Consider the following 25,951-nt stretch of genomic DNA (forward strand, 5'->3'; position numbering starts at 1 on the left):
GACTCCTGATGGATTCAGAAGTGCAAATCTGAAGCCCTGCCAGGTACGTCCTGGCGGGGCTTCTGCACGGGGTGACGCTGAGGTTGAAAGAGTGGGGTGACAGCGGGCGTTGGCGGTGCTACATCCTCGTCATGAGGTACGCGGATGGCGGCGGTCTGACCGCTGCGGGGCGGGCGAGGCGTGAAGTGGTGCGTTTCGAGGCCGCGGAGATGTTCGGGCAGGGGGTGCGGCCGCCGGAGGTGGCCCGCCGGTTACGGGTGTCGCGGAAGTCGGCGTACGCCTGGTACGCGGCCTGGCGGGACGGTGGCAGATCAGCTCTGGCCTCGAAGGGGCCTGGTGGCTTTCCGTGCCAGCTCAGCGATCACCAGACCGAGCGTCTGCAGGCCGAGTTGGAGGCCGGCCCGGCCGCACACGGCTGGTGCGAGGACCAGCGGTGGACTCTGACAAGGGTCGCAGAGCTGATCCATCACCTGTTCGGCTACCGGTACACCCCACGCGCGGTCTCCTACCTGCTGCACCGGCTGGGCTGGTCACCGCAGGTCCCCGCCCACCGGGCTGTCGAGCGCGACGAGCAGGCCGTGGAACGGTGGCGGACGGAGCAGTGGTCACGGGTAAGAGGACGGCCCAGCTCCTGGGCGCATGGATAGTCTTCGAGGACGAGGCCGGCCAGGACCTGAAGCCCGGCAAGGGGCGAACCTGGTCACCGCGCGGGCGGACGCCGCTGGTCAAGGTAACCGGGAAAGGCTCGGGCCGGGTCCTGATGGCTGGGATGATCTGCATCAGACCGGGCCGCGAGACCCGTCTGATCTACCGGACCCAGACCTACCGGGGCCGTACCGAGACCGGACTCGGCCTGGAGCCCCCGTAGCCCTGTCACCCCACCCTTTCAACCTCAGTTGCAGCGAAGAAGACTTCCGGCGAACCAGTCTTCGAGCAGGTTCTAGTCGAGGCCCTGGAGGGATTTGGTGAGTTCAGATTGATTGCAACACCGGGCCTCGTTCTGGGTGTCGCAGCCGGAGATATTCTGAAGGTGTACCACGGTACGGGTCTGTTCGAGATCGTTGCCCGTGGGGGGAATCTCTCAGTCCATCTCTACGGTTCAAAGTCGGCATGCGACTTGCTGCTTCCAAAAATTGAAGCGCTGGGTGGAAGGCTGGATGGTCACACCTCCAACCTGTGGATCTTCACCCTTCCTGCGGCGGGTGGATTTACGGAATTGGAAAAAATTCTGAACTTTGTGATCGAGAAACACCCTGAGGCTGAATGGTATTACGGAAATGTTTATGATGAGAGGGACGGCGTCACGCCGCTGAACTGGTGGCTGTGAGGGAGATCCTTCAGGCCAACTTCAACCTTGGTTGAAAGGTCGTCAGCCTGCTGACGGGCCCGGAGCGTGGCCGGCAGGGCAAACGCCTCGACTGCATATGGGGCTGAGATCACCAGGCCTGCCGTTGTGCGTGCCAGTCGCCTCGCTTGGAGCCAGTTCCAGGCGGCGGTGGCCGGTCAGACGGGCGTCCGGGCGGGTCACCGACGCCACCGGGTTGTGCAGGGGTTCCGGTGATTGTGGCAGTTGCATCGCGGGTGGCCGCCTCGGATCGCAATCGAACGCACTGAGGATCGGTGTCAGGCGCTTGGTGGCGGAACAGTCAGCCTTCGGCCGCGCGAGACCAGCACTCGTGGATCGTCACGAACTTCGCGTCGAAGTCGGCGTCCCGTCGGCTGCTGCTGAAGGTACCCGGAATGGTGAGTGACCGTCCATGGAGGCGGACAGCGCGCACGTCCCACCACTCGCCGTTCCTGGTTCGGTGGCGCCGTTTCTCGATTCGGGCGATCTCGTCCCACCGGATACTTCTGCGACCGGTGAAGGTGTGGAGCTACATCCCCTGGGGCGTGAGGAGCGCCCGCCCGTGGCCACGGTTGGCCATGCGAAGAACGCGGTCAGCCAGTAGACCCGTACGCCGCCAACCCACCACCATCGGTTTGTGGCCTGCGCGGGCAGTGTCATGGCCGACGCCGCACCGGCGCAGACGAGCGTTGGGAAAGCGGTCCACCACCAGTTCCCGCGCCGGGGATGCGCATCGAGGCCGATCCAGATCTCGGGCACAGCCGCGATGCTGTAGACCTCTGGTGAGTCCTGGTCAGGTTCGCCACTCCACCCGGTGTTCCGCCAGGTGCGCCAGTACCGCGTGGTTCGCTTCCCAGCCGTCCGGGAATTTGACCAGTGTTCCCAGCTGGACCGGTTCCGTGGACGGGTAGTCGTCCAGGAGGTCCGTTACTCCCTCTCGGCAGACCACGATGCAGGCGTGGCGGTGGCGGGAGGTCAGGACGCAGAGGCGGCCGGTTTCCAGGTGGAAGGCGGTGGCGTCGGGGCGGCCGGAGAGGGGGTGGAGGACGACCGTGACGTCGTACTCGCGGCCCTGGAGGCGGTTCGCCGTGTCCACCGTGACGTCTGTTACGGCCAGTTCCGTGAGGGCCGCGCGGACCGCCGCCGCTTGGTCCCGGTGGGCCGTGCCCACGGCGATGCGGTCCGCCGTGAGGGGGGTCGGGTCCGGGGAGCGTTCGGAGGTCGCCGCGCCGCCGCGGTCCAGGAGGCGGCGGACCAGCAGGGCCACCGCCTGGATCGCCTCCGGGTCCGTGCGGGGGGTGTGGCGGGCGGGGAGTTGCAGGAGGGACCAGCCGGAGGCCGCCGCCTCGTCGATCACCCGGTCCGGGGGTGTGCCGTCCGACGGGACCGAGAACGAGAGCGCGCGGTCGTCGTGCGTCGTGCCGCTGCGGAACGGCGTGAACGGGTAGAACGCGTCCGACACCAGGGGCGCCGCCGAGGCCGGGAGGCGCCAGGAGACCGGCAGCCGGTGCTGGGGCAGGCCGGGGTTGTGGGCGAGGAGGGTCGTGACCGCGGACGCCGAGGGGTCGTACGACAGGCCCGCCCACTGTTCGCTGCCCACGATCGAGAACGGGTCCAACTGGCCCGGGTCGCCGACGAACAGGGCCCGCTCGAACAGGCCCGCCACGGCGAGCAGCGAGTCCGAGCGCATCTGGTACGCCTCGTCGACGATCGCGTGCTCCCATGGCTCGACTCCCTTGACGTGCGCCCACTTCGCCGCCGTGGAGATCACCACGGGCAGACCGGTGAGATCGCCCGCCTTCGCCGACTTGCGGACGTTGTCCAGCGCGTCGAGGGCCTTGTCGTAGGGGTCCGTGTCGCTGCTGTGGAGGCGGCCCACCGGCAGGTCCGGGTTCTTCTCGGCGAGGCGCAGGACCAGGTCGTCGACCTGGGCGTTCGTCTGCGCCACCACCATCAGCGGGCGGCCCGCATCCGCCAGCTCCAGCGCCGCGCGCACTACCAGCGTGGACTTGCCGGCGCCGGGCGGGGAGTCGACGACGACACCCCGCGCGGTGCCGCGCAACGTGTCGCGCAGGATCGCGTCGGTGGCGCGGGTCGCCTCCGCGCCCGGGTCGAACACGGCCTGCCGGGCAGGGGCGGTCACAGTACGTCCTCCTCGGTCACCGGGTCGGCGGGCTCCGGTACGGCCTCCTCACCGGGCGGGCCGCCATGGGTCCACGGGGTCTCCTCCGGGTCGGGCAGCTTCGCCCCACCGCGCGGTTCGTGCTCGAACAGCGTGAAGCACACGCGGTCGCCCTTCTCCGGGACCGAACCCTCCTCCGGCTCCTTGCCCCGGCCCATCTTGTCCATGACGCGCAGGACCAGCAGACCGCCGTCCGGGCCGTCCTCGTAGCCGACGAACTCCGCCGCCTGCGGCTTCCCGCCCAGCGAGCGGTACGTCCGCACCCGCTCACCGAGGTGCGGGCGGTCGTCCGTGCGGACGGTGACCAGCGGGCGCGGGCTCGGGCGCTTGCTCTCGCTGTACGCCATCACCACGTCGACCACCTCGCCCGCGAACGCCTCTCCGGACAGCCGCCGGGCCGCCATCGCCAGCGGGTCGTCGAGCGCCTCCTGCGCTTCGAGGCGGGCCTGCTCCCGCTCGCGCGTGGCGAGCTTGTTCGCCGCCGTGACCGCGTCGTCGCGGCGCGGCTGCGGCGGCTCGCCCGCCGTCACACGGTCCCGGTGGCCGGTGAACGACCAGCGGTCACGCGTCCAGCGCTCCTCCACGCGCGCGCCCTCCGGAAGCCCCGCCAGCAGATCGAGGCCTCGCCACACCGCGTCCCAGGTCGGCCTCGTACGGCTCTCCACCAGCGCGCGGATCTCCCGCTCGGCCCCGGTCAGCGCGCCCAGGCGGTCATCGGCCTCCAGGCCGTCCTCCGCCGCCGCGAACGCCGTACGCGCGCGGTCGTAGCGCTCGATCGCCGGGGCGAGCAGCCTGTTGTCGAACGCCGGATCGGTCGCCGGGCCCGCGGGCGGGCAGAGCAACTGGCCGTCGGCGTCCCGCGCGAGCTCCGCCTCCTGCGCGGCCTCCGCGCCCGAACGCCCCTCGGGCGGGTCGATCCACGCGAGCAGCGCCCCCAGGTGCTGGTCCTCCAGGGAGGACTGACCGGTCGCCCAGTGCCGTGACAGTACGTCCGTCATGGCGAGCAGCAGGGACGAGCCGGGCACCCGGGACCGCTCCCCGAAATGCGTCAGCCACCGCCCCAGCAGCGGCACGTGCGGCGGCGCCGGGAACGGGGCCTCCGGGTCCTGCTCCGCCGTCCGCCTGAAACGCGTCGACCGGCCGAGCAGCCGTACGAGGTCGATGCCGGCCCGGGACGGAACGATCAGCTGGGGCGCGTCCGCGCACAGCTCGACCTCGACCTTGACCCGCTTGCCGGTCTCCGGGTCGGTCTCCGAGCGTTCGGCGGCCTCCACCAGGTCCGCGAAACCGTCCAGGTACGGCAGCACCACGTCGGCCAGCTCGGCCAGGAACGCGAACCGCAGGTCACGGTCGCGCGGCTGCGGTACGGCCAGCAGGCGGGGCGCGTCCCGGTCGGTGCCCACCAGCGCGCCGAGCGGGGCGCCCGCCTCACCGGCGGTGATGAGCGGCACGAACACCAGGGGCCGCTCGGACAGATGCCGGTGCCTGACGGTGGCCGCGGGCTGGGCGCGGCCGGTGCTGACGGCCTCGAGGCGGGCGAGGGTGGCGATCAGGGACAAGGGGCCACCTCCGGGGCGGCCGTCGCCAGCGCCTCCGCGCGCAGGGCCGCCGCGCGCCGCAGCGCCGCGACCGCCGGATCGTCCGGGTCACCGGCCTCACCGCGGGCGGCCGCCAGCACGTCCCCGATCGTCGTCAGCCCGCCCAGCTCCGCCCGCACCGGACGGCCCAGACGGGTCACCATGTCCTCGGCGCGGGAACGGTCCCGGCAGTGGAAGGCCAGCTCGCACGCGGACAGGCACTCCGGCGCGTAGGACGCCGGGACCGACTCCACCGCCTCCGCCAGCTGTTCGGCGGGCAGCTCCGGCGAGAAGCACGTGCCCTCCGGGAGCGTGTCGGCGATCTCCTCGATCCTGGTCAGCCGGTCCAGCTGCCGGGAGGTCACCGCCCGCTGCTTGCGCACGTCCACGGCGGACGCGGTGGGCAGGTTGGAGAAGTCCTTCGGACACACCAGCAAAATCCGGTGCCGTACGCGCGGGGCGGACTCGAGCCGCGCGGCGACCTGCTCGAGCGCCAGCACGTACACCGCCGCCTGGCGGGCCGCCGCGCCGACCTTCGCCGGGTCCGCGGCGCCGTCCAGCATCGGGAACGACTTGATCTCCACGACCGTCCAGCTGCCGTCCGGGTGCACCACCACCGCGTCCGGCTCCAGGAAGGCGGGGGACCCGGCCACGTCCAGCGCGAGCATCGGGTGGTCGAGCAGCGTCCAGACGCCGGGCGACTCGGTGGCCTCGCGCAGCGCCAGCTCCGTACGGGCCGTACGCCCCTGGGGGCCCTGCGCGGCGAGGTCGGGTACACGGGCGCCGGCGGGCGGTTCGGCCGAGCGGTCCAGCTTCTCGTGAGCCAGGCGCAGCAGCTCCGTACCGCCGTCCGCCTTGACCTTCGCCTCGAACGCGTTGCCCCGCACGAACGCGAACTGGGACTGGCCGAAGACCGACGGCGAGCCCAGCGCGTCCGCCAGCACCGCCTTGTTCACCCCGGCGCCGTCGAGGATCGCGCGCCGTCTGCACCCCGGGTTGGCGGCGAGGGCGGCCAGGGCGCGCGCGTCCAGCGCCTTGGCCTGCACCTCCGGGCCGCGCAGCTCAGCGAGCCGGTGCCGCAGCGCCTTCTCCCGCGTCCGAGGGGGAGGCACCCGGTTCGGATCCTGATCCGTACCGCGACTCGGGGTACCGCTGCCGTGGAAATCGCTCACCCGGGGAAGTCTGGCATCCGGCACTGACAATCGGGGCGGGAGTGCCCTCGGAGTCCGCCGGGACGGGTGTGGCGCCGGGCAGGAAGCGGGCCTTCAGCCGGTCCGCGCCCCGCGTCACGAACGGGGCCAGCAGCAGGCCGGCACCCATGACGGCGGCGCCCGCGGCCGCGTCGAGGAAGTAGTGGTTCGCGGTGCCCATCACCACGATCGTCGTCACCAGCGGATAGACCACGGCGGCCGTCTTCGTCAGCCGCGTACGGCCGTACCGCCACAGGATCACACCGCACCACAGCGCCCAGCCCACATGCAGGCTCGGCATCGCCGCGTACTGGTTCGTCATCCCGCCCAGCCCGCGCGGGGCGCTCGCCTCGCCGCCCCACCAGCCGTACGAGCTGTAGTGCGCCATCGTGTCGACGAAGCCGTAACTCGCGTCGAGCAGCCGGGGCGGGCACGTCGGCAGCAGGGTGAAACCGATCAGGCCGATGAACGTCGACGTCATCAGCCACGTCCGCGCGGCCCGGTAGCGCACCGCGTGGGAGCGGAACAGCCAGATGAGGACCGCCGGGGTCACCAGGTAGTGCAGTGACGCGTACCAGAAGTCGGCGGGTATGCCGATCCATGGCTCACGCGTGAAGAGGCGGTTCAGCGGGTGTTCGGCGTTGAGGTACAGCGCCTTCTCTATGCGCAGGATCGCCAGGCCGTGGTCGACGGCGTCGGAGACGTCCCCGCGGACGACGAGCCGGCCGGCCGAGTAGCAGGCGTACACCAGGACGATGAGCGGCAGCTCCGTCCACCAGCGCAGCCGGGTCGCCGGGGCAGCCTCGGTGCCTGGTGTCTCGGTGTGCGGCATCCGATCGCTCCCCCTTCTTCGTTCTTGTGGCGCCCCGGTCGGCGGCCAGCCACTCTACGGTGTGGACGCGTCCCACGTGACATGCCCTCGGCCCTGAGAGACGCGGAGATCGCCCCTCGGGTTGCCCCTGACCAGCGTGCGCGATGATGGATGCGTTCCGCCTGCGATTTTTCCCGGAAGGTCTCCTATGGCACCGCGCATCCTGCTGGCCCGGCACGGACAGACCGCATGGTCACTGTCCGGCAAGCACACCGGCAGGACCGATGTGCCGCTCCTCGACGAGGGCCGGCAGGGGGCCAAGCTGCTCGGCGAGCGGCTGCGGCGGACGCCGTACGACGGGCTGGCGGGCGTCGAGGTGCGGACCAGTCCGCTGGTGCGCGCGCGGGAGACGTGTGAGCTGGCGGGGTTCGGTGAGCGGGCGGACGCGTGGGACACGCTCATGGAGTGGGACTACGGGGCGTACGAGGGGCTGACACCGGCGGAGATACAGGCTGTGCGGCCGGGGTGGCTGATCTGGCGGGACGGGGTGCCGGAGGGGGAGACGCTCGCGGAGGTGACCGCGCGGGCGGATGAGGTGGTCGCCTGGGCGCGGTCTGCTTCGCGGGATGTGCTGGTGTTCGCGCACGGGCATGTGCTGCGGGCGATCGGGGCTCGGTGGTTGGGGCTGCCGCTGTCGTTCGCGGCGCGGATTCGGTTGAATCCGACGTCGCTGTCTGTGCTGGGGTGGGCGTACGGGGAGCCCGCTCTTGAGTCGTGGAACGAGACGGGGCACTTGGCGGGCTGATTTCGGGCTGACGGGGGTCGGCGTTCACGGGTGCGCCGTGTGGGGCTGGGCGGGGGGTGTTGCGCGGCCCGGCGTTTGCGGGGTGCCGCTGCGCCCACCCGTGCCGCCATGGCGGCACGATTGCCCGCAGTTACGCGGCGCGGGCATCGGCGTGGGGGCTGGGCGGGGGTGTTGCGCGGCCCGGCGTTTGCGGGGTGCCGCTGCGCCCACCCGTGCCGCCATGGCGGCACGATTGCCCGCAGCTAGGGCACTCGGGGTAGGGAGGCGTGGCGGTCCAGGAATGTGGAGACCTCTGATGTTCTGCGGTGGGGGAGGAGGACTCGGGACGTGCCTGCCAGCATCGTGCGGACTCGGGAGGACTGGACCTCGTTGAGCAGGTCCAGGACGCGCATGCCGGCCGTCGCCGCCTCGTCGGGGCGGCCGCCCCGGGCCAGGTCGTCGGCCAGTTCCGCCGTGTACAGGGCGATGTTGCGGGTGAAGTGCGGATCCTGGAGTTCCGCCGCCCTGCGCGCGTGCCGCGCAGCCCGGGGCCAGTCGCCCAGCGTCGACCAGCACTGCGCCTCCAGGCCCTCCAGCTCCGCCTCGCCGTAGAAGCTCATCCACTCGGGGTCCGCCTCCGCCCGACCGCGCTGGAAATAGGCGTGCGCGCGGGCCAGCGCCTGCTCGCAGCCCGCGCGGTCGGCGAGACCGGCCCAGCCGCCCGCCTCCCGCAGCGCCAGCAGCGACATCAGCCGTGGGGAGCCCAGCGGACGCGCCGCCCGCTGGGCGGCCTGCGCCGCCCGTACCGCCTCCCTCGGCCGGCCCGCGTCCCGCGCGAGGAACGCCGTATTGCAGAAGGCGTGCGCCTCGACACCCGGATCCCCCGTCACCCGCGCGGTCGCCAGCGCCTCCGCGTAGTGCGAACGCGCGTCGTCGAAACGGCCCGAGTCGTGCGCCAGCCAGCCCACCGAGATGGCCAGCTCGCCGGCGCCCGCGTACAGCCGGTCCGCCGTACGCTGCCGGGTCGTCCCCGCGTCCAGCAGCGCGTACGCCGCCCGCAAGGGGGCCGCCGCGCGGCGGTACAGCCCGTCGGCCCCGTGCCGGTCGTCCAGCAGCCGGATCCGGCGTACGGCTTCCTCCAGCGCGCCCGCGTCGCTCGCCCCGGGGCGGCGCACGGCGCGCTGCGCGGCCGAGGCGTCCGTGGCGAATCCGTACGGGCTCAGCGAGGCGGCCGCCACCGTGGCGCCCCCTCCGGTCATGAATGCGCGACGCAGCACGTCGCTCTCCTCGTGGTCGTGCGTGTCGTACGTGTCGTACCGGTCCTGCGTCTCATACGGCTCGTACGCCTCGCTGTTCTCAGTCGTGGCGTTCGCCGGGTTCTCGGTGCGGGCCGGGGGTCGGTCGTCCCCCACGGCCCGCGTTCCGCGCCCGCGCACCGACGAGCGGGGCGCGAAGCCCAGGTCGGTCAGTGCGCGGCCGGGGAACATGTGCAGGAACACCCGCTCATAGGCGTAGTTCGGGCAGCGGATCTCACCCGCCTCGACCCGGTGCACATACCGAGCGTCACAGCTGACCCGCTCGCCGATCTCGCGGGCGGCCCGCCGGACCACCGCGGCGAACTCGGCCGGCGAGCGCGCTCCGCGCAGTTGCCGGAAGACGAGATTCGGCCGTGGGGGCCGTGGGGGCTGGGACGAGGGCACCGTTGACGACGCCATGGCCGGGTCCTCTCTGCGAACCGTCGAACCATGCCGGAATCAGGATGAGTTGTCCGAGTGCTGCCCTGTTTCCGGCGGGCTAGAACGTACCTGCTGTGACGAAGCCGCTACGCGAAGTTTGGCAACAATCCGGATATGTCATCCGTGATCTGCCATGAACTGCCATCCTTTGCGGCGGACTTTCGCCGTAGCCGTTGACGTATCGGCTCGTTGTGCCTTTCGTACCGAGGGCCCTGTGCGTGTGGTGGAGGCCGGGATGATGACCAGTCGAAGCAATGATCCGTTGGAGCTGCCGAATACGGAGTGTGACGTGGTCACGGTCCCGGCGCGACAGGGTCTGGAGGCGGTCGACATCCTGCGGAGGGGGGCGGGGGACGCGGTGGGGCCCGTGCTGCATGACGACGGGTGCGACACGTTGGGGTTTCTGGTGCCGCCGGGGACGGCTGCGGGGTGGGACGTGCCGGGGAGTACCTGTACGGATACCGACGGGTGCGGGCTGAGCGTGGTGCCGACGGCGTCCGCGGAGGGGTCGGAGTGGCTGCTGCCGCCGGGGGAGGTCGAGCCGGCGACGGATCCTGTGGTGCTCCGGGAGGCGTTGGACGAGGCTCAGCGGTTGATCGAGGCCGCGGATGGGTGTGCGTGAGGTTGTCGGCCGGGGAGGGGTTTTCGCCCCCGCCGCCCCTACCCGTTCCCGTCCTCACCAGGGGCTCTGCCCCTGGACCCCGCTCCTCAAGCGCCGGAGGGGCTGGGAGTAGCGCCTGGGACAATGGCGGGATGGGCAGGGCAAGGGGTAAGCAGGCCGGCGGTGACGGTGTTGTCGAGGAGCGGGTCGATGGTGGCGTCGCCCGGCTTGTCGCTGATCGGGATCGGGGGCGGGGGTGGACGTTGTTGATCGACGACGCGCCTCAGTCGCACGTCGATCTCGATGACCCCGCGTATCTGTCCTTCGAGTACCAGCGGCGGTTCGGGCATGTCGTCGATCTCGTCGCCCCGCCCGGTAAGCCGCTGCAGGCCGTCCATCTCGGCGGTGGTGCCTTCACCCTCGCGCGGTACGTCGCCGCCACCCGCCCCCGTTCCACCCAGCAGGTCGTCGAGCGGGACGCGGCGCTGGTGTCACTGGTCCGGCGTGAACTGCCGCTGGACCCGAAGGCCCGCATCCGGGTGCGTTCGGTGGACGCCCGGGAAGGGCTCGCCAAGGTGCCGGACGGCTGGGCCGGGCTCGTCGTCGCCGACGTCTTCAGCGGGGCCCGTACGCCCGCCCACCTGACCTCGGCCGAGTTCCTCGACGACGTCCGCAGAGCCCTCGCCCCCGGCGGGGTCTACGCCGCCAACCTCGCCGACGGGCCGCCGCTCACGCATCTGCGCGGCCAGATCGCCACCGCCGCCGCCCGGTTCGCCGAACTCGCCCTGATCGCCGATCCGGCGGTGTTGCGCGGCAAACGCTTCGGCAACGCCGTCCTGGTCGCCTCCGACGCGCCCCTGCCGATCGCCGAACTGACCCGCCGGGCCGCCTCCGACCCCCACCCGGGCCGGGTCCAACACGGCCGCGAACTCGTCGACTTCACCGGCGGAGCCGCCCCCGTGACCGACACGACGGCAGTCGCCTCCCCGGCACCACCGGCTTCCGTGTTCCAGTGACCGGGCGGGCCCCGGGCTCCGATCTCCCGGTGCGCAGGGGCCCTTGGGCAAACGCTTCACCCGTGCCGGCGTCGATCGGGCGGGCCGTGGGCGCGGGCTTTCGGGTGGTGGTGGGCACAGGGCGGCACGGTCGCGTGCCGGGCGCCCGCCGCTTCCCGGCCCGGAGCCGGGTCCGACACCCCGCGGCGGAGCCCCTCAGTACGTCTGGATCTCCACCCGTGGCGGGCCGTCGTGCCAGGTGCAGAAGACCGTCACCCGGTCCGCGCCCGCGCTGAACTCCACCCGGATCCAGGTCTCCGTCTTCCACACCTGCATCGACCAGCCCGCCCCCGGAGTCGCCGACACCAGCGACGCGGACGTGTCGCCGAGGTCGAACACCGCCCGGCCGCCCTTGGTGTCGTAGCCCTTCACCTCGCCGGAGGCGGCCGGAGCCGCGGGGGAGGAGGCGGCGGGCGGGGGCGTCGTGGCCCGGGAGGTGGTCGGAGCCGGCGCCGGGGCCGACGGTTCGGCGGGCTTCTCCGACGGCTTCGGCGGCTGCGTGGACGGCTTCGACGGCTTCGGTCCCGACGGCCGGTGCGTCGACGACGACACCGCCTGCGACTGCTCGTGCGCCGCCGCGATGGGCAGGGCGCGGGGCGGATCGTAGGCGGTGCCCGTCATCACCGTGCTGACGCCCCACCACGACAGCGTGACCGCCGCGCCCGTGGCCAGCAGCCAGGCCAGTACATGTACGAGTCCTCTGCGCATCGTGCGCCCATACTGCCCCATCCACCTCAGGAGTGTCGCGGCTGCGGAGGTTTCCGGAGTTATCCACAGGCCCGCACGAGGGTGCCCGGCATGGCGTACGGTGCGGCGCATGGCAAGTGTTCTCGTGGTCGAGGACGACCAGTTCGTACGCTCGGCGCTGATCCGGCAGCTCACCGACGCCTCGCACACCGTGCGCAGCGTGGGTACGGCGCTGGAGGCGCTGCGCGAGGTCGCCCACTTCCGTTTCGACGTGGTCGTCCTGGACCTCGGGCTGCCCGATCTCGACGGCTCCGAGGCACTGAAGATGCTGCGTGGCATCACCGACGTACCGGTGATCATCGCGACCGCCCGGGACGACGAGACGGAGATCGTACGACTGCTCAACGCGGGCGCGGACGACTACCTGACCAAACCCTTCTCGGTGGAGCACCTGTCGGCCCGGATGGCGGCCGTGCTGCGCCGGGCCCGCTCCGGCGGAGGCGAGGCGGCGCCCTCTCCCGTGATCCGCGTCGGCGGCCTGACCGTCGACCCGCTGCGCCGCCAGGCCGAACTGGACGGCGTACGACTCGACCTGACCCGGCGTGAGTTCGACCTGCTCGCCTTCCTCGCCGGCCGGCCCGGAGTGGTCGTCCCCCGCAAAGAGCTCCTCGCCGAGGTGTGGCAGCAGTCCTACGGCGACGACCAGACCATAGACGTCCATCTGTCCTGGCTGCGCCGCAAATTGGGGGAGACCGCCGCACGGCCCCGCTATCTGCACACCCTGCGGGGCGTCGGCGTGAAGCTGGAGCCCCCGGCCGGGACGGAGCAGCCGCGATGAGATGGGCCCTGGTGAAGGTGTCGCTGGCGGTGACCGCGATGGTCGTGGTCGCGTTCGCGGTGCCGCTCGGACTGGTCATCCGGGAGATGGCCCGCGACCGCGCCTTCTCCAACGCGGAGCGGGAGGCGGCGGCCGTCGCCCCCGCGCTGTCCATCACCACCGACCGCGAAGAGCTCGAACGCGTCGTCGCCTCCGCCGGCTCCGACGCCGCCATGGCCGTGCACATCCCGGCCGGCCAGGGCGGCGAGCCCCTCGACATAGGGAAACGGCGGGCCGCCGAGAAGGACATCGAGGCGGTACGGAAACTGGGGCGCGCCTCCACGGCCACGGTGGCCGGAGGTTCCACGCTGCTCCAGCCGGTCGCGCTCAGCAGCGGCGAGATCGCCATCGTCGAGGTGTTCGTCCCCGAGGCCGAGGTCACCAACGGCGTCGGCACGGCCTGGGCGGTGCTCGCCGGAGTCGGCGTCGCCCTGATCCTCGGCTCCGTCGCCGTCGCCGACCGGCTGGGCGTACGGATGGTGCGGCCCGCACAGCGGCTGGTGGAGGGGGCGCACGAGCTGGGGGAGGGCAAGCTGGGCGCCCGCGTGCCCGAGGAGGGGCCGACCGAACTGCGCCTCGCGGCGGTCGCGTTCAACTCCATGGCCGACCAGGTCGTCCAACTCCTCGCCAACGAGCGGGAGCTGGCCGCCGACCTGTCCCACCGGCTGCGTACGCCACTGACCGTGCTGCGGCTCAACGCCGCCTCGCTCGGCGACGGTCCGGCCGCCGAGCAGACCCGGGCGGCGGTCGAGCAGCTGGAGCGGGAGGTCGACACCATCATCCGCACCGCCCGGGACGCCAAGCCGCAGACCGCCGCCGCCGGACCGGGCGCCGGCTGCGACGCGGCCGAAGTGGTGCGGGAGCGGATGTCGTTCTGGTCGGCGCTCGCCGAGGACGAGGGCCGCAAATGGCGGATGGCCGGCGCCGACCGGCCGGTGCGGATACCCGTGGCCCGTACGGACCTGGCCGCCGCCCTCGACGCGCTGCTCGGCAATGTCTTCCGGCACACCGCCGAGGGCACCGCCTTCGCGGTCGACGTGCACAACGGCGAGGACGCGGTGATCGTGCTGGTCTCCGACGCGGGCCCCGGCATACCCGACCCGGAGACGGCGATGGCGCGCGGCCGGGGCTCCGGCAGCGACGGCTCGACCGGGCTCGGCCTGGACATCGTGCGCCGGCTCGCCGAGTCCACCGGCGGGGACGTACGGATCGGCTCGTCGGTGCTCGGCGGGACCGAGGTGCGGATCTGGCTCCAGCTCGACGGACGCGAGCGGGCACCCCGGCGGCGCGGACACCGGGGGACCGTGCGCCGCCGTCGCGGACCCGGCCGGCTGGTCGCCTCCTTTAACCGTCCCCGATCCCTTCCTTAAGCGCACCCTAAGATCCTCAACCGCCTTCCGGATCAGGAACTTTGTCCGATTCGGGCTCGCTAGCGTGCTGCCGCACACCCCCTCGAACGGCAACGAAGGCAGGCACGCGATGAGCACGCACCGGCGCAGGGTCAGCGGCAGGAACAAGGCGATCGGCGCGGTGGTCGCGGCGGCCGTGGCCGGCGGCGGGGCGTTCCTGTTCACCAGCACCGCCCAGGCGGCCGGCGTCGGCGCGGCGTACACCAGGACCAGCGAGTGGACCACCGGGTACACCGCCCAGTACGTGGTCACCAACAACAGCGGCGAGCGGAACCAGGACTGGAAGCTCGAGTTCGACCTGCCCGCCGGCACCGAGCTCGGCTCGCTGTGGAACGCCGAGTCGAGTGTCAGCGGCCGGCACGCCACCGTGCGGTCCGCGAAGTGGGACACCGACGGCCTGGCCGCCGGCGAGTCCGTCACCGTCGGCTTCGTCGCCAAGGGCACCGGCGACCCGAGCGGCTGTCTCGTCGACGGCGCCTCCTGCGGCGCGGAGACCGCCCCCACGCCCGAGCCCAGCGGCCGTCCCACCGACGCCCCGGCCCCCACCGAGGAGCCCGCCCCCACCGAGGAGCCGACGAAGACCGAGGAGCCGACCGCCGAACCCACCCAGAGCACCGGCACCGGCACCAAGGCCGGCGCGGGCTTCGCGCCCTACGTCGACACCTCCCTCTTCCCCGCCTTCGACCTGGTCGCCACCGCCGAGGCGACGGGTGTGAAGAACTACAACCTCGCCTTCATCACCGACGGCGGCGGCTGCACCCCCAAGTGGGGCGGCGTCAGCGACCTCGGCGGCAACGCGGTCGCGGGCCAGATCGGCGCCCTGCGCGCCAAGGGCGGCGACGTCCGGGTCTCGTTCGGCGGCGCCACCGGCTCCGAACTCGGCACCACCTGCGCCTCGGCGGACGCGCTGGCCGCCGCCTACACCAAGGTCGTCGACACCTACAAGCTCACCAAGGTCGACTTCGACGTCGAGGGCGGCGCGCTGCCCGACGCGGCCGCCAACACCCGCCGCGCCCAGGCCATCGCCAAGCTCCAGCAGGGCCACCCGGACCTGGACGTCTCCTTCACCCTCCCGGTGATGCCGGAGGGCCTCACCCAGGACGGCGTGAACCTGCTCGCCGACGCCAAGAAGAACGGCGTACGGATCGACGCCGTCAACATCATGGCGATGGACTACGGGCCGGCGTACAGCGACGACATGGGCACCTACGCCGAGCAGGCCGCCACCGCCACCCAGGCCCAGATCAAGGGTGTCCTCGGGCTCAGCGAGGCCGACGCCTGGAAGACGGTCGCCGTCACCCCGATGATCGGCGTCAACGACGTCGTCACCGAGATCTTCAAGGTCGAGGACGCCACGCAGCTGGTGGACTTCGCCCGGTCCAAGGGCCTCGGCTGGCTGTCCATGTGGTCCGGCACCCGTGACCAGCAGTGCGCCGGCGGCACCAAGCCGTCCGCCGACCCCACCTGCAGCTCGATCCTCCAGGACCGGTTCGCCTTCTCGAAGGCGTTCGCCGCCTACAACTGACCCGCACCACGACAAGCCACCACGAGAAACGGGGAAGCGCGTGCCCCGGCCGGTCCACCCCCCACCCGGCCGGGGCACCCGCACGTCCGGTGGCAGCCGGACACGCGAACGGGGCGCGGCACCCCCCCCAGGGCACCGCGCCCCGCCCCCCGTACCCCGCGTCCCCCGTTACCCGGACCCGGAGCAGGTCAGATGCTCTCGGGCTCCGGGAGTACTCCCGACTTCGCCGCCCGCGCGTACCACAGGGCGCTGGACTTCGGGGTCCGCTGCTGGGTCGCGTAGTCGACGTACACCGCGCCGAAGCGCTTGTCGTAGCCGTACGCCCACTCGAAGTTGTCCATCAGGGACCACAGGTAGTAGCCGCGCACGTCCGCGCCGTCGGCGATGGCCCGGCGCACCGCCGACAGGTGGCCGTGCAGATAGGCGACGCGCTCGGGGTCGTGGACCTTGCCGTCGGCGTCGGGCTTGTCGTCGAAGGCCGCGCCGTTCTCGGTGATGTACAGCGGCAGACCGGGCGACTCGCGGTTGTAGCGCATGATCAGCTCGTGCAGGCCGGTCGGGTCGACGGACCAGCCCATCTCGGTCTGCTCGCCCGGCGACTGGTGGAAGGCGACGTCGTCCGCGGCGGGCCACGGCGAGTGCTCGCTCGCCCCGTGACCGTCCGCCCGCGGCCCCTTGGCGTCCGGGTCCGCCGCCGAAACCAGCGTGGGCGTGTAGTAGTTGAGGCCGAGCGCGTCCAGCGGCTGGTGGATCAGGTCCAGGTCGCCGTCGAGGACGTACGACCAGTCGGTGAGCGACGAGGTCGCCTCCAGCAGCGTCCGGGGGTAGGCGCCGTGCAGGATCGGGCCGTGGAAGACGCCGCTCGACAGGTCGTCGATCTTGCGGGCGGCCGCCACGTCCGCCGGGTCGTCCGGCGACAGCGGGCGCACCACGGAGGAGTTGAGGCTGAGCGCGACCGAGTTGCGGGCCGGCATCACCGAACGCAGCGCCTTGGCGCCCAGGCCGTGCGCCAGGTTCAGGTGGTGGGCCGCCTTCAGCGAGGCCGCCGGGTCGGTGCGGCCGGGGGCGTGCACCCCGGAGGCGTAGCCCAGGAAGGCGCTGCACCACGGCTCGTTGAGGGTGATCCAGTTCTCTACGCGGTCGCCGAGCGCCTCGCCCACGATCTGCGCGTACTCGGCGAAGCGGTAGGCGGTGTCGCGCTCGGGCCAGCCGCCCGCGTCCTCCAGCTCCTGCGGCAGATCCCAGTGGTAGAGGGTGACGGCCGGCTTGATGCCCTTGGCCAACAGCTCGTCGACGAGGCGGCGGTAGAAGTCCAGACCGCGCTGCACGGCCGGGCCGCGCCCGGTCGGCTGCACCCGCGACCAGGAGACGGAGAAGCGGTAGGCGCCCAGATTCAGGCCCGCCATCATCGCCACGTCGTCGCGGTAGCGGTGGTAGTGGTCGTTGGCGATGTCACCGGTCTCGCCGCCGGCCGTCTTGCCCGGCGTATGGCTGAAGGTGTCCCAGATGGAAGGCGTGCGCCCGTCCTCCCGCACCGCCCCCTCGATCTGGTACGCGGAGGTCGCGGCGCCCCAGAGGAAGGCGGGAGGAAAGGTCACCGGGGTCGCCGGCGTTGCGGAGTCAGACATGGAAGCGCTCCCATAGGAGGTCGTGGAAGACCGACGAGTACGAGGAACAAGGGGGTGAGGGGCCGGAGCGGCGGTGACCCGGCCCCCAGGGGTACGAAGACGAACGCGGGGTCAGCCCTTGACGGCGCCCTGCATGATGCCGCCCACGATCTGCTTGCCGAAGATCGCGAAGACCAGGAGCAGGGGCAGCGTACCCAGCAGCGCACCCGCCATGATCAGGGACTGGTCCGGGGTGTACCCGCGGCCGAGCCCCGCGACCGCCACCTGCACGGTCGGGTTGCCCGTCTGGGTCAGCACCAGGAACGGCCACAGGAAGTCGTTCCAGGCCTGTACGAACATCAGCATGCCGAGCACGGCCATCGCCGGGCGCGCGGCCGGGAACACCACGTGCCAGATCACCCGCCAGCTGCTCGCGCCGTCCACCCGCGCGGCCTCGATCACCTCGTCCGGCAGCGCCTGGATCAGGTACTGCCGCATGAAGAACACGCCGAACGCGCTCACCAGCGACGGGAAGATGACCGCCTGCAGCTGGTCGGTCCAGTCGAGCTTGGCGACCATCATGTACAGCGGGATGATGCTGAGCTGCGGCGGGATCATCATCGTGCCGATGACGATCAGCATCAGCATGTTGCGGCCCTTGAAGCGCAGCTTGGCGAAGGCGAACCCGGCGATCGTCGACAGCACGACGATGGTCACCGCCGAGATGCCCGCCACGATCGTGGTGTTGAGGAACGCCTCACCGAGGTTGGCCTCGGTCCAGGCGATCTCCAGGTTCTTGAACAGGTTGGAGCCGAACCAGAACGGCGGCGGGGTCTCCGCCAGGCGCTGGTTGTCCCGGGACGCGGCGACCGCGGTCCAGAACAGCGGGAACAGCGATACGAGCATGAACACGATCAGGATCACATACGCGATCGGACCGCCGTGCAGCGTGCCGCCCGCCCGTGCGGACTTCGGCAGACGCGGACGTTTCGGTGCCTTGGCAGGCGGTGTCTCGGGGGGCGTCACAGTCGTCGTCACGGCCACAACTCCTTAACTGCTGGCGCGCAGCCGGCGCGAGATGACGTGGTTGATGATGCCGATGACGATCAGGATCGCGAACATCGTCCAGGCGATCGCCGAGGCACGGCCCAGATGCTGGTTCACCCAGCCCTGCTCGTACAGATACAGGCCGAGCGTCTGGAACTGGTGCTCCGCGCCGCCGGACGCCCCCTTGTTGGGGTCGAACAGCAGCGGCTCACCGAAGACCTGGCTGGCGCCGATCGTCGAGACGACCACCGTGAACAGGATCGTCGGACGCAGCGAGGGCAGCGTCACATGCAGGAACTGCCGCCAGCGGCTGGCGCCGTCCAGCGCCGCCGACTCGTACAGGTCCTGGGGGATCGCCTGCATCGCGGCCAGGTAGATCAGCGCGTTGTACCCGGTCCAGCGCCAGATGATGATGCTCGAGACGGCGAACTGGCCGGGCCACTTGTCGTCCTGCCAGCCGATCGGGTCGATGCCGAAGATGTCCAGCACCCAGTTGATCATCCCGTAGTCGCGCCCGAAGAGCAGCACGAAGACCAGGGTGGCGGCGGCGATCGAGGTGGCGTACGGGGCGAGCATCGCGACCCGCCAGAAGGTCGAGGCGCGCAGCTTGTAGTTCAGGATGTGGGCGATGCCCATCGCCATCATCAGCTGCGGGACCGTCGAGATGATGCCGATGGTCAGGGTGTTCTTCGCCGCGTTCCAGAAGAAGTCGTCGTCGAAGATCCGGGTGTAGTTCCGCAGCCCGACCCATTCCATGTCGGTCGGGGCGGTCAGCTCCACCTGGTGCAGCGATGCCCAGCCGGTCCACAGCAGGGGGAACAGGCCGAAGGCGGCGAACAGCAGGAAGAACGGCGTGACGAACGCGTACGGGCTCCAGCGCGCGTCGCGCTGCCAGCGGCGGGACAGCTTCGCCCGGCGCTTCGCCTCCTTGTCCGGGGCGGAGCCCCCGGGCGCACTGCCCGGGGCCGCGCCCCCCTTGACGGGGGACGCGGCGGTGTCGGAGCGGGTGGCCATTCGGGTCACTTGTCCAGGTTGTTGTCGATGGTCTTGGTGGCCGTCTCCCAGGCCTCCGCGGCCGACTTGCCCTTGGTGACCAGGATGACGCCGTTGTCCGTCAGACCCTGCTGGATGATCTGGTCCTTGGCACCGATGACCTGGACCGGGATCTGCTTGGCGGCCTCGGAGAAGATCTCACCGATCGGCGAGTCGCCGGTCATCTCGTTCTTCGCGCCGGTCACCTCGGGGCTGTCGTACGCGGCCGGGGCGCTCGGGAAGCTGCCCTGCACCTTGAACAGCTTCGCCTGCTGCTCGGGCGCGGTCAGCCAGGCCACCAGCTTCTGCGCCTCCTCGACGTTCTTGCCGCTCTTCGGCACGCCGAGGAAGGAGCCGCCCCAGTTGCCGGACTTCGGTGCGACGGCCACGTCCCACTTGCCGGCGTCCTCCGGCTTCGCCTTGCCCTTGATGGTGCCGAGCATCCACGGCGGGCAGGCGACGGTGGCGAACTTGCTGTTGGCGATGGTGGTGTCCCAGGCCGGCTGGAACTGCGTCTGCGCCTGGACCAGGCCCTTCTTGGCGGCCTCGGCGGTCAGGTCGAAGGCGTCCTTGACGGCCGGGTTGGTCTTGTAGATGACCTCGCCGTCGGCGTCGTAGAACTTCTCCTCCTCACTGCTGAGGACGGCGTTGAGCAGGCCGCCGGGGGAGTCCATGAAGAAGGAGTCCTTGGCGGCACCCTTCTTGTACTTCTCACCGGCCTCGATGAACTTGTTCCAGTCACCGGCCCACAGCTTGCCGACCTCGGCGCGGTCGGTCGGCAGGCCGGCCTTCTCGAAGAGGTCCTTGCGGTAACAGATGGCCATCGGGCCGACGTCCGTGCCGAGACCGATGGTCTGGCCGTCCTTGGCGGTGGCCTGCTCCCACTTCCAGGGCAGCCAGCCGTCCTTCTTCACACCCTCGACCTTGGACATGTCCGCGAACTTGTCCGCCTGGGTGCCGACGACCTCGGCGATGTTGGCGACCTCGATCGCCTGGACGTCCATCAGACCGCTGTTGGTGGTCAGGTGGTTGACGAGAGCCGGGTAGTAGTTCTCGTTCCGCTCGATCACGTTCTCGGCGATCTTGATGTCCGGGTTGAGCTTCTCGTACTCGGCGTAGAGGCCGGCCTCCTTGAAGCCCATGGTGCCGAAGAGACCCAGGGTGATGGTGGTCTTGCCTTCACCACCGCCCGACGAGGAATCGGAGTCGTCTCCACCGTCGTCGGCACAGCCGGCCAGCAGCCCGGTGCCCAGCGACACCACGGCCGCGATGGCCAGTGCCTTACGGGCGATGGGCTTCCCCCCGCCCGACCGCTGACGGGAGAGGGGGAGGGTACGTGCTCGCATTGCGTCCTCCTGTTGCCCTGACGTGCCGACCCCCCGGACAACGGCTTTGTTGAACCCGTATCTTGCGCGTTGCGGCTCGGGCGGGGAACGTGCGGGTTGTGTATGTGTCAGGTACTGTGGGAGCGCTCCCACAAGTGATGTGTTGAAGAGTCGCGGGTCCGGGCGAGGGTGTCAAGGGAACAGACGCGGCAAAGTGCCTTCAGTTATCGGGCTGTTAACTGGACGGCCGGGACCCGCTCCCGGAAGCCCGCAGTCCGCCGGAGGCCTCCCGGCGGTGGCCGCCGTCACCGACGGGGCTGTTACATTCCAGGCCAGCGTGACATACGACGGAAGGCGGAGCCGATGGCAAGCCACGGAGCGCGGGGCCGCGGCGGCGGCCGCCCCACCCTCGAAGAGGTGGCCGCCCGCGCCGGCGTGGGCCGAGGCACGGTCTCCCGCGTGATCAACGGCTCCCCCAGGGTGAGTGACGCCACACGCGCCGCGGTGGAGGCGGCGGTCGCCGAACTCGGTTACGTCCCGAACACGGCCGCCCGCGCGCTGGCCGCCAACCGTACCGACGCCATAGCCCTCGTCGTGCCCGAGCCGGAGACCCGCTTCTTCGCCGAGCCGTACTTCTCCGACATGCTCCGGGGCGTCGGGGCGGCGCTCTCCGACACCGAGATGCAGCTGCTGCTGATCTTCGCGGGCAGCGACCGGGAGCGGCAGCGGCTCGCCGAGTACCTCGCCGCGCACCGGGTGGACGGCGTCCTGCTGGTCTCCGTGCACGCCGACGACCCGCTGCCCGAACTGCTGTCCCAGCTGGAGATCCCGGCCGTGATCAGCGGCCCCCGCTCGGCCGCCGAGACGCTCGCCTCCGTGGACTCCGACAACTACGGCGGCGCCCGCCAGGCCGTCGAGCACCTCCTCGGCCGGGGCCGGCGCACCATCGCCCACATCACCGGCCGCCTCGACGTGTACGGCGCCCAGCGGCGCATCGACGGCTACCGCGACGCCCTGCGCGAGGCGGGCCACGCCGCGGACGAGCTGCTGATCGAGGCGGGCGACTTCTCCGAGGACGGCGGCCGACGCGCGATGGCGGCCCTCCTGGAGCGCCGCCCCGACCTGGACGCCGTCTTCGCCGCCTCGGACGTCACCGCGGCCGGCGCCCGGTACGCCCTGCGCGAGGCGGGCCGCCGCATCCCCGACGACGTGGCCCTGGTCGGCTACGACGACTCCGCGATCGCCCGCCACATGGACCCGCCGCTGACCAGCGTGCGCCAGCCCATAGAGGAGATGGGCCGCGCGATGATCGACCTCCTCCTCGCGGAGGTCGCCGACCGCCGCCCCACGGCCACCCGCGAACTGGAACGCCGCCAGATGGTCCTGGCGACGGAACTGGTGGGCCGCGCCTCGTCGTGACGCCCGCGGCGAGTCGGCGCGACCGTCACGGGTCATGAAGAAAGCCTGGTGTGAGGGTGCTGGTCAGTGGACCAGCAGGTCGATCACGCCGGTCAGGTCCTCCTTGCCGCCGCCCTCGGCCAGGCGGTGGCGCATCAGCTCGAAGTAGGGGCTGAGCAGTTCCGGGCTGACGCCCTGCTGCTCGGCGGTGCGCAGGAAGGTCGGCGTGCCGGCCACCTGCATGGCGAGGTGGGAGACGACGTTCTTGGTGTAGTCGCCGCTGCGCAGCCGGTCGGCGGTCTGGTGAACCGCCGGGGCCATCGCGACGAGCCAGTCGGCGAGCAGCGGGGCGAGCGCCGCGGGGTCGATGTCCTCCTTGCGGATCAGGGCGAAGGCGTGCGCGGCCCCGGCGAACATCCCGTACATGGCGCTGAGCAGGGCCACGTCGTACAGGGCCGCGAAGCCCGCGTCCTCGCCGACGTAGGTGGTGCCGGCCGGGACGGCCAGGGTTTCCCGGTGCCGCTCGAACAGCTCGTGCGAGCCGCTGTAGAGGACATAGCCGCCGGCCTGCGGGACGCCGATCATCGGAGGGACGGCCATGATCCCGCCGTCCAGGTAGCGCGCGCCGCGCTCGCGGGCCCATCGGGCACGGGCGCGGGCCTCGGCAGGGGTACCGGTGGTCAGGTTGACCAGGTCCCGGTCGGCCAGGTCGGTGCCGGCCAGCACCTCGGCGACCGAGGCGTCGTCCAGGAGGCAGACGACGACCAGGCCGTTCGCCGCGACCGCCGCGGCGGGGGTGTCCGCGACCCGTGCACCCTCGGTGGCGAGCGCCGCGGCGCGGGCCGGGGTGCGGTTCCAGACGGTGAGCGGGTGGCCGGCGGCAAGCCAGGCGCGGGCCAGCGCGGTGCCCATCGCGCCGAGGCCCAGCAGGGTGACGGGAGTCTCCTCAACAGCGTTCTGTGTCATGCCGATTAGGCTGGCCGCCGGCCCATGGGTGATCAAGTACGCACTTGGGAGTGGGTGGTTACCCCGGGGTGAGCGAGCACGTCGGAAGGGGTGGGACATGGTGACGCCCAACCGGCCGGGCACACCGGACGGACATGTCTGCGGGATCGACACCGCGATGGAGGTGATCGGCGGCAAGTGGAAGGTGCTGATCCTCTGGGCGCTCCACGAGCAGCCCTGCCGTCGCTTCGGCGAACTGCGCCGACTGCTTCCGGGAATCACCGAGAAGGTGCTGGCCTCCCACCTGCGTGAGCTGGAGGCGGACGGCGTCGTGTGCCGTGTCTCCTACGACGAGGTGCCGCCCCGGGTGGAGTACTCGCTGACAGAGAGCGGCCTGCGCCTCAACGACGCCCTCGAGCCGCTGGCCGCCTGGGGGCGCGAGCGGCCGCGCGGGACCGTGGCCGCCCCCCGCCTGCGGACCTGACACGGAAGAGGCCGGTGACCTTCGTACCGAAGGTCACCGGCCTCTTCCGAGAGGGTGAGTGACGGGACTCGAACCCGCGGCATCCTGGACCACAACCAGGTGCTCTACCAGCTGAGCTACACCCACCATGGCCTTGTCGGCGGGAGTCTGTGACTTCTCCGACCGGCCGAGAAAAAGTGTACAGGGTCCGAAGGGGTGCTCGCGCCCGGCTTTGGGGGGCACCCTCCTGCGACCCCCCGATCCGCCTACTGAGCAGGCAGAACGTGCTTCGCGGCGATCTTCTTCGCGGTCTCCGAGTCGGGGCCCGGCTGGGGTACGAAGACGGCCTCGCGGTAGTAGCGCAGCTCCGCGATCGACTCGCGGATGTCGGCGAGCGCGCGGTGGTTGCCGTTCTTCTCCGGGCTGTTGAAGTACGCCCTCGGGTACCAGCGGCGGGCCAGCTCCTTGACGCTGGACACGTCCACGATGCGGTAGTGGAGGTAGCCCTCCAGGGTCGGCATGTCCCGCAGCAGGAAGCCGCGGTCGGTGCCGACGGAGTTGCCGCACAGGGGGGCCTTGCCGGGCTCCTTGACGTGCTCCCGCACATAGTCGAGGACCTGCCGCTCGGCCTCCTCGAGCGTCGTGCCGCCCTCCAGCTCGGCGAGCAGCCCGGACGCGGTGTGCATCTCGCGCACCACCTCCGGCATCGTCTCCAGGGCCCGGTCCGGCGGGCGGACGACGATGTCCACACCCTCGCCGAGCACGTTCAGCTCGGAGTCGGTGACGAGGGCGGCCACTTCGATGAGCGCGTCGTCCGACAGCGAGAGGCCGGTCATCTCGCAGTCGATCCACACCATGCGATCGTTCATGTGTCTCACCATAAGGGGCGCCGGCCTCGCGGTGACGTGCCGGTGTTCGTGTGAACGTCACAGGGGCCGTCGCCCGCCACGGGCCGGAGACCGCGTGGTCTCCGGCCCGTCGCTCAGCTCACGGTGCGCTGCGCTGGCCCGGCAGGGCCGAGGCCGAGGCCGTCAGGGACGGGCCCAGGGAGCCGGCCGCCGCCGTGCGGCGGGACTGGTGCGGGAGCGGGCTGTCCGGGTGCAGGGCGGGCGGCACCTGGTGTCCCGGGTGGCCCGGACCCGTCGGCGGAAGCGCGCCCGGCGCGCCCTCGGTGTCCTGGTTCCGGTCCGCCTGCGGGCGCCGCGCGCGGTACGCGGCCCGGTAGGCGGCCGGGGACGAGCCCAGCTGGCGCCGGAAGTGACCGCGCAGCGCGACCGGCGAGCGGAACCCGCAGCGGCCGGCCACCTCGTCCACCGAGTAGTCCGACGTCTCCAGCAGGCGCTGCGCCTGCAGCACCCGCTGCGTGATCAGCCACTGCAGCGGCGCACTGCCGGTCAGCGAGCGGAACCGGCGGTCGAACGTACGCCTGCTCATGTACGCGCGTGCCGCCAGCGTCTCCACGTCGAACTGCTCGTGGAGGTGCTCCAGCGCCCAGGCGACGACCTCGGCGAGCGGGTCGGCGCCGATCTCCTCCGGTAAAGACCTGTCCAGGTAGCGTTCCTGGCCTCCGCTGCGCCGTGGCGGCACCACCAGCCGGCGGGCCAGCGCACCGGCCGCCTCGTTGCCGTGGTCCGTGCGCACGATGTGCAGACACAGATCGATTCCGGCCGCGGTGCCCGCGGACGTCAGCACGTCGCCGTCGTCCACGAACAGCTCCCGCGGATCGACGTGCACCGACGGATAGCGTTTCGCCAGCGTCGGCGCGTACATCCAGTGTGTGGTCGCGGGACGGCCGTCCAGCAGGCCCGCCGCCGCGAGGACGAAGGCGCCGGTGCACAGCCCTACTATGCGGGCGCCCTCCTCATGGGCCCGGCGCAGTGCCTCCAGGGCCTCCTCCGGCGGTGGCGAGGTGATCGAACGCCAGGCCGGCACCACGACGGTGCCCGCCCGGGATATCGCCTCCAGGCCATGCGGCGCGGTGAGTTCCAGGCCTCCCGTGGTCCGCAGCGGGCCCTCTTCGCCCCCGCAGACGAGCAGGCGGTAGCGCGGTACGCCGGCGTCCTGGCGGTCAACCCCGAACACCGACAGCGGTATGGAACTCTCGAAGATGGGGCCGCCGCTGAACAGCAGCACCGCGACGATCTCCTTGCGGCGGCGCCCGGAGAGTTTCCGGGCCGTCGTCTCCGGCGCGGCAGTGGAGTCGTGGCTCATGCTGCTAAGCCCCCCTCGGTGGTCGCGGCGCCCTCTACCCTTACCTTTCGGGTCTGTCGCTCCTGCACGTTTCCCCTCGGTCCTGCACGAGTCCCCCGCCGTAAGACATCAAGATCGAATCTACTGCGTCCCGTCGCGCGCCGG

The 25,951-nt window shown here is 71.4% G+C and carries 22 protein-coding genes, 1 tRNA gene and 1 pseudogene; 10 read left to right on the forward strand and 14 right to left on the reverse strand.

Translation table 11 applies throughout. The features are described from left to right. Window positions 1-131: 131 nt before the first annotated feature. Together IF28_RS0110910 and IF28_RS37705 are read left to right on the forward strand one after the other, a co-directional pair. The gene (locus IF28_RS0110910) at window positions 132-647 is read left to right on the forward strand and encodes a winged helix-turn-helix domain-containing protein (protein WP_030217089.1); all 516 of its coding nucleotides are present in this window, start codon (window positions 132-134) and stop codon (window positions 645-647) included. Between the two features lie 296 nt (window positions 648-943). After that, window positions 944-1,327: pseudogene (locus IF28_RS37705) on the forward strand (DUF4265 domain-containing protein); the annotation flags it as partial. Window positions 1,328-2,138: 811 nt separating this feature from the next. Here the strand turns inward: IF28_RS37705 and IF28_RS0110920 are convergent. From IF28_RS0110920 to IF28_RS0110935, 4 genes are read right to left on the reverse strand one after another with little or no spacing between them, the layout of a single operon-like run. Next, entirely contained in the window at window positions 2,139-3,488 is a 1,350-nt protein-coding gene (locus IF28_RS0110920; RefSeq protein ID WP_030217092.1) for an AAA domain-containing protein, read from the reverse strand. After that, the gene (locus IF28_RS0110925; protein ID WP_030217100.1) at window positions 3,485-5,086 is read right to left on the reverse strand and encodes a hypothetical protein; all 1,602 of its coding nucleotides are present in this window, start codon (window positions 5,084-5,086) and stop codon (window positions 3,485-3,487) included. Before IF28_RS0110925 ends, IF28_RS0110920 begins: the two co-directional genes overlap by 4 nt. Then, window positions 5,077-6,216 (reverse strand): hypothetical protein, encoded by a 1,140-nt coding sequence (locus IF28_RS0110930; protein WP_030217103.1) that lies wholly within the window; start codon window positions 6,214-6,216, stop codon window positions 5,077-5,079. Before IF28_RS0110930 ends, IF28_RS0110925 begins: the two co-directional genes overlap by 10 nt. Beyond that, a complete protein-coding gene (locus IF28_RS0110935; protein ID WP_030217108.1) occupies window positions 6,167-7,126 on the reverse strand; it encodes a phosphatase PAP2 family protein in 960 nt (319 codons plus the stop codon). The genes IF28_RS0110930 and IF28_RS0110935 overlap by 50 nt, the downstream gene beginning before the upstream one ends. A gap of 187 nt (window positions 7,127-7,313) precedes the next feature. Here IF28_RS0110935 and IF28_RS0110940 point away from each other — a divergent pair, with 187 nt between their 5' ends. Then, the gene (locus tag IF28_RS0110940) at window positions 7,314-7,910 is read left to right on the forward strand and encodes a histidine phosphatase family protein (RefSeq protein WP_030217109.1); all 597 of its coding nucleotides are present in this window, start codon (window positions 7,314-7,316) and stop codon (window positions 7,908-7,910) included. A 242-nt stretch (window positions 7,911-8,152) separates the two neighbouring features. Here the strand turns inward: IF28_RS0110940 and IF28_RS0110945 are convergent, their stop codons facing one another. After that, the gene (locus IF28_RS0110945; RefSeq protein WP_030217110.1) at window positions 8,153-9,604 is read right to left on the reverse strand and encodes a hypothetical protein; all 1,452 of its coding nucleotides are present in this window, start codon (window positions 9,602-9,604) and stop codon (window positions 8,153-8,155) included. A gap of 256 nt (window positions 9,605-9,860) precedes the next feature. Between IF28_RS0110945 and IF28_RS39795 the strand changes: the two genes are divergently transcribed. Beyond that, complete coding sequence (locus IF28_RS39795; RefSeq protein ID WP_234325136.1) at window positions 9,861-10,247, forward strand: hypothetical protein; 387 nt, start codon at window positions 9,861-9,863, stop codon at window positions 10,245-10,247. Window positions 10,248-10,378: 131 nt separating this feature from the next. Then, complete coding sequence (locus IF28_RS0110955) at window positions 10,379-11,242, forward strand: spermidine synthase (RefSeq protein ID WP_030217117.1); 864 nt, start codon at window positions 10,379-10,381, stop codon at window positions 11,240-11,242. Window positions 11,243-11,437: 195 nt separating this feature from the next. Here IF28_RS0110955 and IF28_RS0110960 read toward each other — a convergent pair whose 3' ends face one another. Continuing rightward, window positions 11,438-11,989, reverse strand: a complete 552-nt coding sequence (locus IF28_RS0110960; protein WP_030217128.1) for a hypothetical protein — start codon at window positions 11,987-11,989, stop codon at window positions 11,438-11,440. Between the two features lie 109 nt (window positions 11,990-12,098). Between IF28_RS0110960 and IF28_RS0110965 the strand changes: the two genes are divergently transcribed. From IF28_RS0110965 to IF28_RS0110975, 3 genes are all read left to right on the forward strand, one after another. Then, a complete protein-coding gene (locus IF28_RS0110965) occupies window positions 12,099-12,806 on the forward strand; it encodes a response regulator transcription factor (protein ID WP_030217132.1) in 708 nt (235 codons plus the stop codon). Then, window positions 12,803-14,215, forward strand: coding sequence for a sensor histidine kinase (locus IF28_RS0110970; RefSeq protein ID WP_030217135.1), 1,413 nt, complete (start codon window positions 12,803-12,805; stop codon window positions 14,213-14,215). The genes IF28_RS0110965 and IF28_RS0110970 overlap by 4 nt, the downstream gene beginning before the upstream one ends. Window positions 14,216-14,324: 109 nt before the next feature. Beyond that, window positions 14,325-15,779 carry a cellulose binding domain-containing protein gene (locus IF28_RS0110975; RefSeq protein WP_030217138.1) on the forward strand — a complete coding sequence of 485 codons (1,455 nt, stop codon included), beginning with the start codon at window positions 14,325-14,327 and terminating at the stop codon, window positions 15,777-15,779. Window positions 15,780-15,967: 188 nt separating this feature from the next. Here the strand turns inward: IF28_RS0110975 and IF28_RS0110980 are convergent, their stop codons facing one another. The 4 genes from IF28_RS0110980 to IF28_RS0110995 all read right to left on the reverse strand — a co-directional run bounded on the left by IF28_RS0110980 (window position 15,968) and on the right by IF28_RS0110995 (window position 20,811). Continuing rightward, a complete protein-coding gene (locus IF28_RS0110980) occupies window positions 15,968-17,407 on the reverse strand; it encodes a GH1 family beta-glucosidase (protein ID WP_030217145.1) in 1,440 nt (479 codons plus the stop codon). A gap of 111 nt (window positions 17,408-17,518) precedes the next feature. Continuing rightward, complete coding sequence (locus tag IF28_RS0110985) at window positions 17,519-18,424, reverse strand: carbohydrate ABC transporter permease (RefSeq protein ID WP_030217149.1); 906 nt, start codon at window positions 18,422-18,424, stop codon at window positions 17,519-17,521. A 12-nt stretch (window positions 18,425-18,436) separates the two neighbouring features. Continuing rightward, window positions 18,437-19,447 carry a carbohydrate ABC transporter permease gene (locus tag IF28_RS0110990; RefSeq protein WP_030217152.1) on the reverse strand — a complete coding sequence of 337 codons (1,011 nt, stop codon included), beginning with the start codon at window positions 19,445-19,447 and terminating at the stop codon, window positions 18,437-18,439. A gap of 5 nt (window positions 19,448-19,452) precedes the next feature. After that, on the reverse strand, window positions 19,453-20,811 hold the full coding sequence (locus IF28_RS0110995) for an ABC transporter substrate-binding protein (protein WP_030217159.1): 1,359 nt from the start codon (window positions 20,809-20,811) through the stop codon (window positions 19,453-19,455). Window positions 20,812-21,153: 342 nt separating this feature from the next. On the opposite strand from IF28_RS0110995, the gene IF28_RS0111000 reads away from it, so the two are divergent. Further along, on the forward strand, window positions 21,154-22,209 hold the full coding sequence (locus IF28_RS0111000) for a LacI family DNA-binding transcriptional regulator (RefSeq protein ID WP_030217162.1): 1,056 nt from the start codon (window positions 21,154-21,156) through the stop codon (window positions 22,207-22,209). Window positions 22,210-22,272: 63 nt separating this feature from the next. Here IF28_RS0111000 and IF28_RS0111005 read toward each other — a convergent pair whose 3' ends face one another. Further along, the gene (locus tag IF28_RS0111005; protein ID WP_030217165.1) at window positions 22,273-23,154 is read right to left on the reverse strand and encodes an NAD(P)-dependent oxidoreductase; all 882 of its coding nucleotides are present in this window, start codon (window positions 23,152-23,154) and stop codon (window positions 22,273-22,275) included. Window positions 23,155-23,251: 97 nt separating this feature from the next. Between IF28_RS0111005 and IF28_RS0111010 the strand changes: the two genes are divergently transcribed. Continuing rightward, window positions 23,252-23,617 carry a winged helix-turn-helix transcriptional regulator gene (locus tag IF28_RS0111010; RefSeq protein ID WP_030217168.1) on the forward strand — a complete coding sequence of 122 codons (366 nt, stop codon included), beginning with the start codon at window positions 23,252-23,254 and terminating at the stop codon, window positions 23,615-23,617. Between the two features lie 53 nt (window positions 23,618-23,670). Here the strand turns inward: IF28_RS0111010 and IF28_RS0111015 are convergent. The 3 genes from IF28_RS0111015 to IF28_RS0111025 all read right to left on the reverse strand — a co-directional run bounded on the left by IF28_RS0111015 (window position 23,671) and on the right by IF28_RS0111025 (window position 25,807). Then, window positions 23,671-23,743, reverse strand: a tRNA-His gene (locus IF28_RS0111015). Window positions 23,744-23,862: 119 nt separating this feature from the next. After that, window positions 23,863-24,465: an oligoribonuclease gene (gene orn, locus IF28_RS0111020; protein ID WP_030217170.1), complete on the reverse strand. Its 603-nt coding sequence runs from the start codon at window positions 24,463-24,465 to the stop codon at window positions 23,863-23,865. A gap of 118 nt (window positions 24,466-24,583) precedes the next feature. Beyond that, window positions 24,584-25,807, reverse strand: a complete 1,224-nt coding sequence (locus IF28_RS0111025) for a helix-turn-helix domain-containing protein (protein WP_030217173.1) — start codon at window positions 25,805-25,807, stop codon at window positions 24,584-24,586. Between the last annotated feature and the right edge of the window lie 144 nt (window positions 25,808-25,951).

It is taken from the genome of Streptomyces sp. NRRL WC-3626 (assembly GCF_000718785.1).
Lineage (GTDB): Bacteria > Actinomycetota > Actinomycetes > Streptomycetales > Streptomycetaceae > Streptomyces > Streptomyces edwardsiae.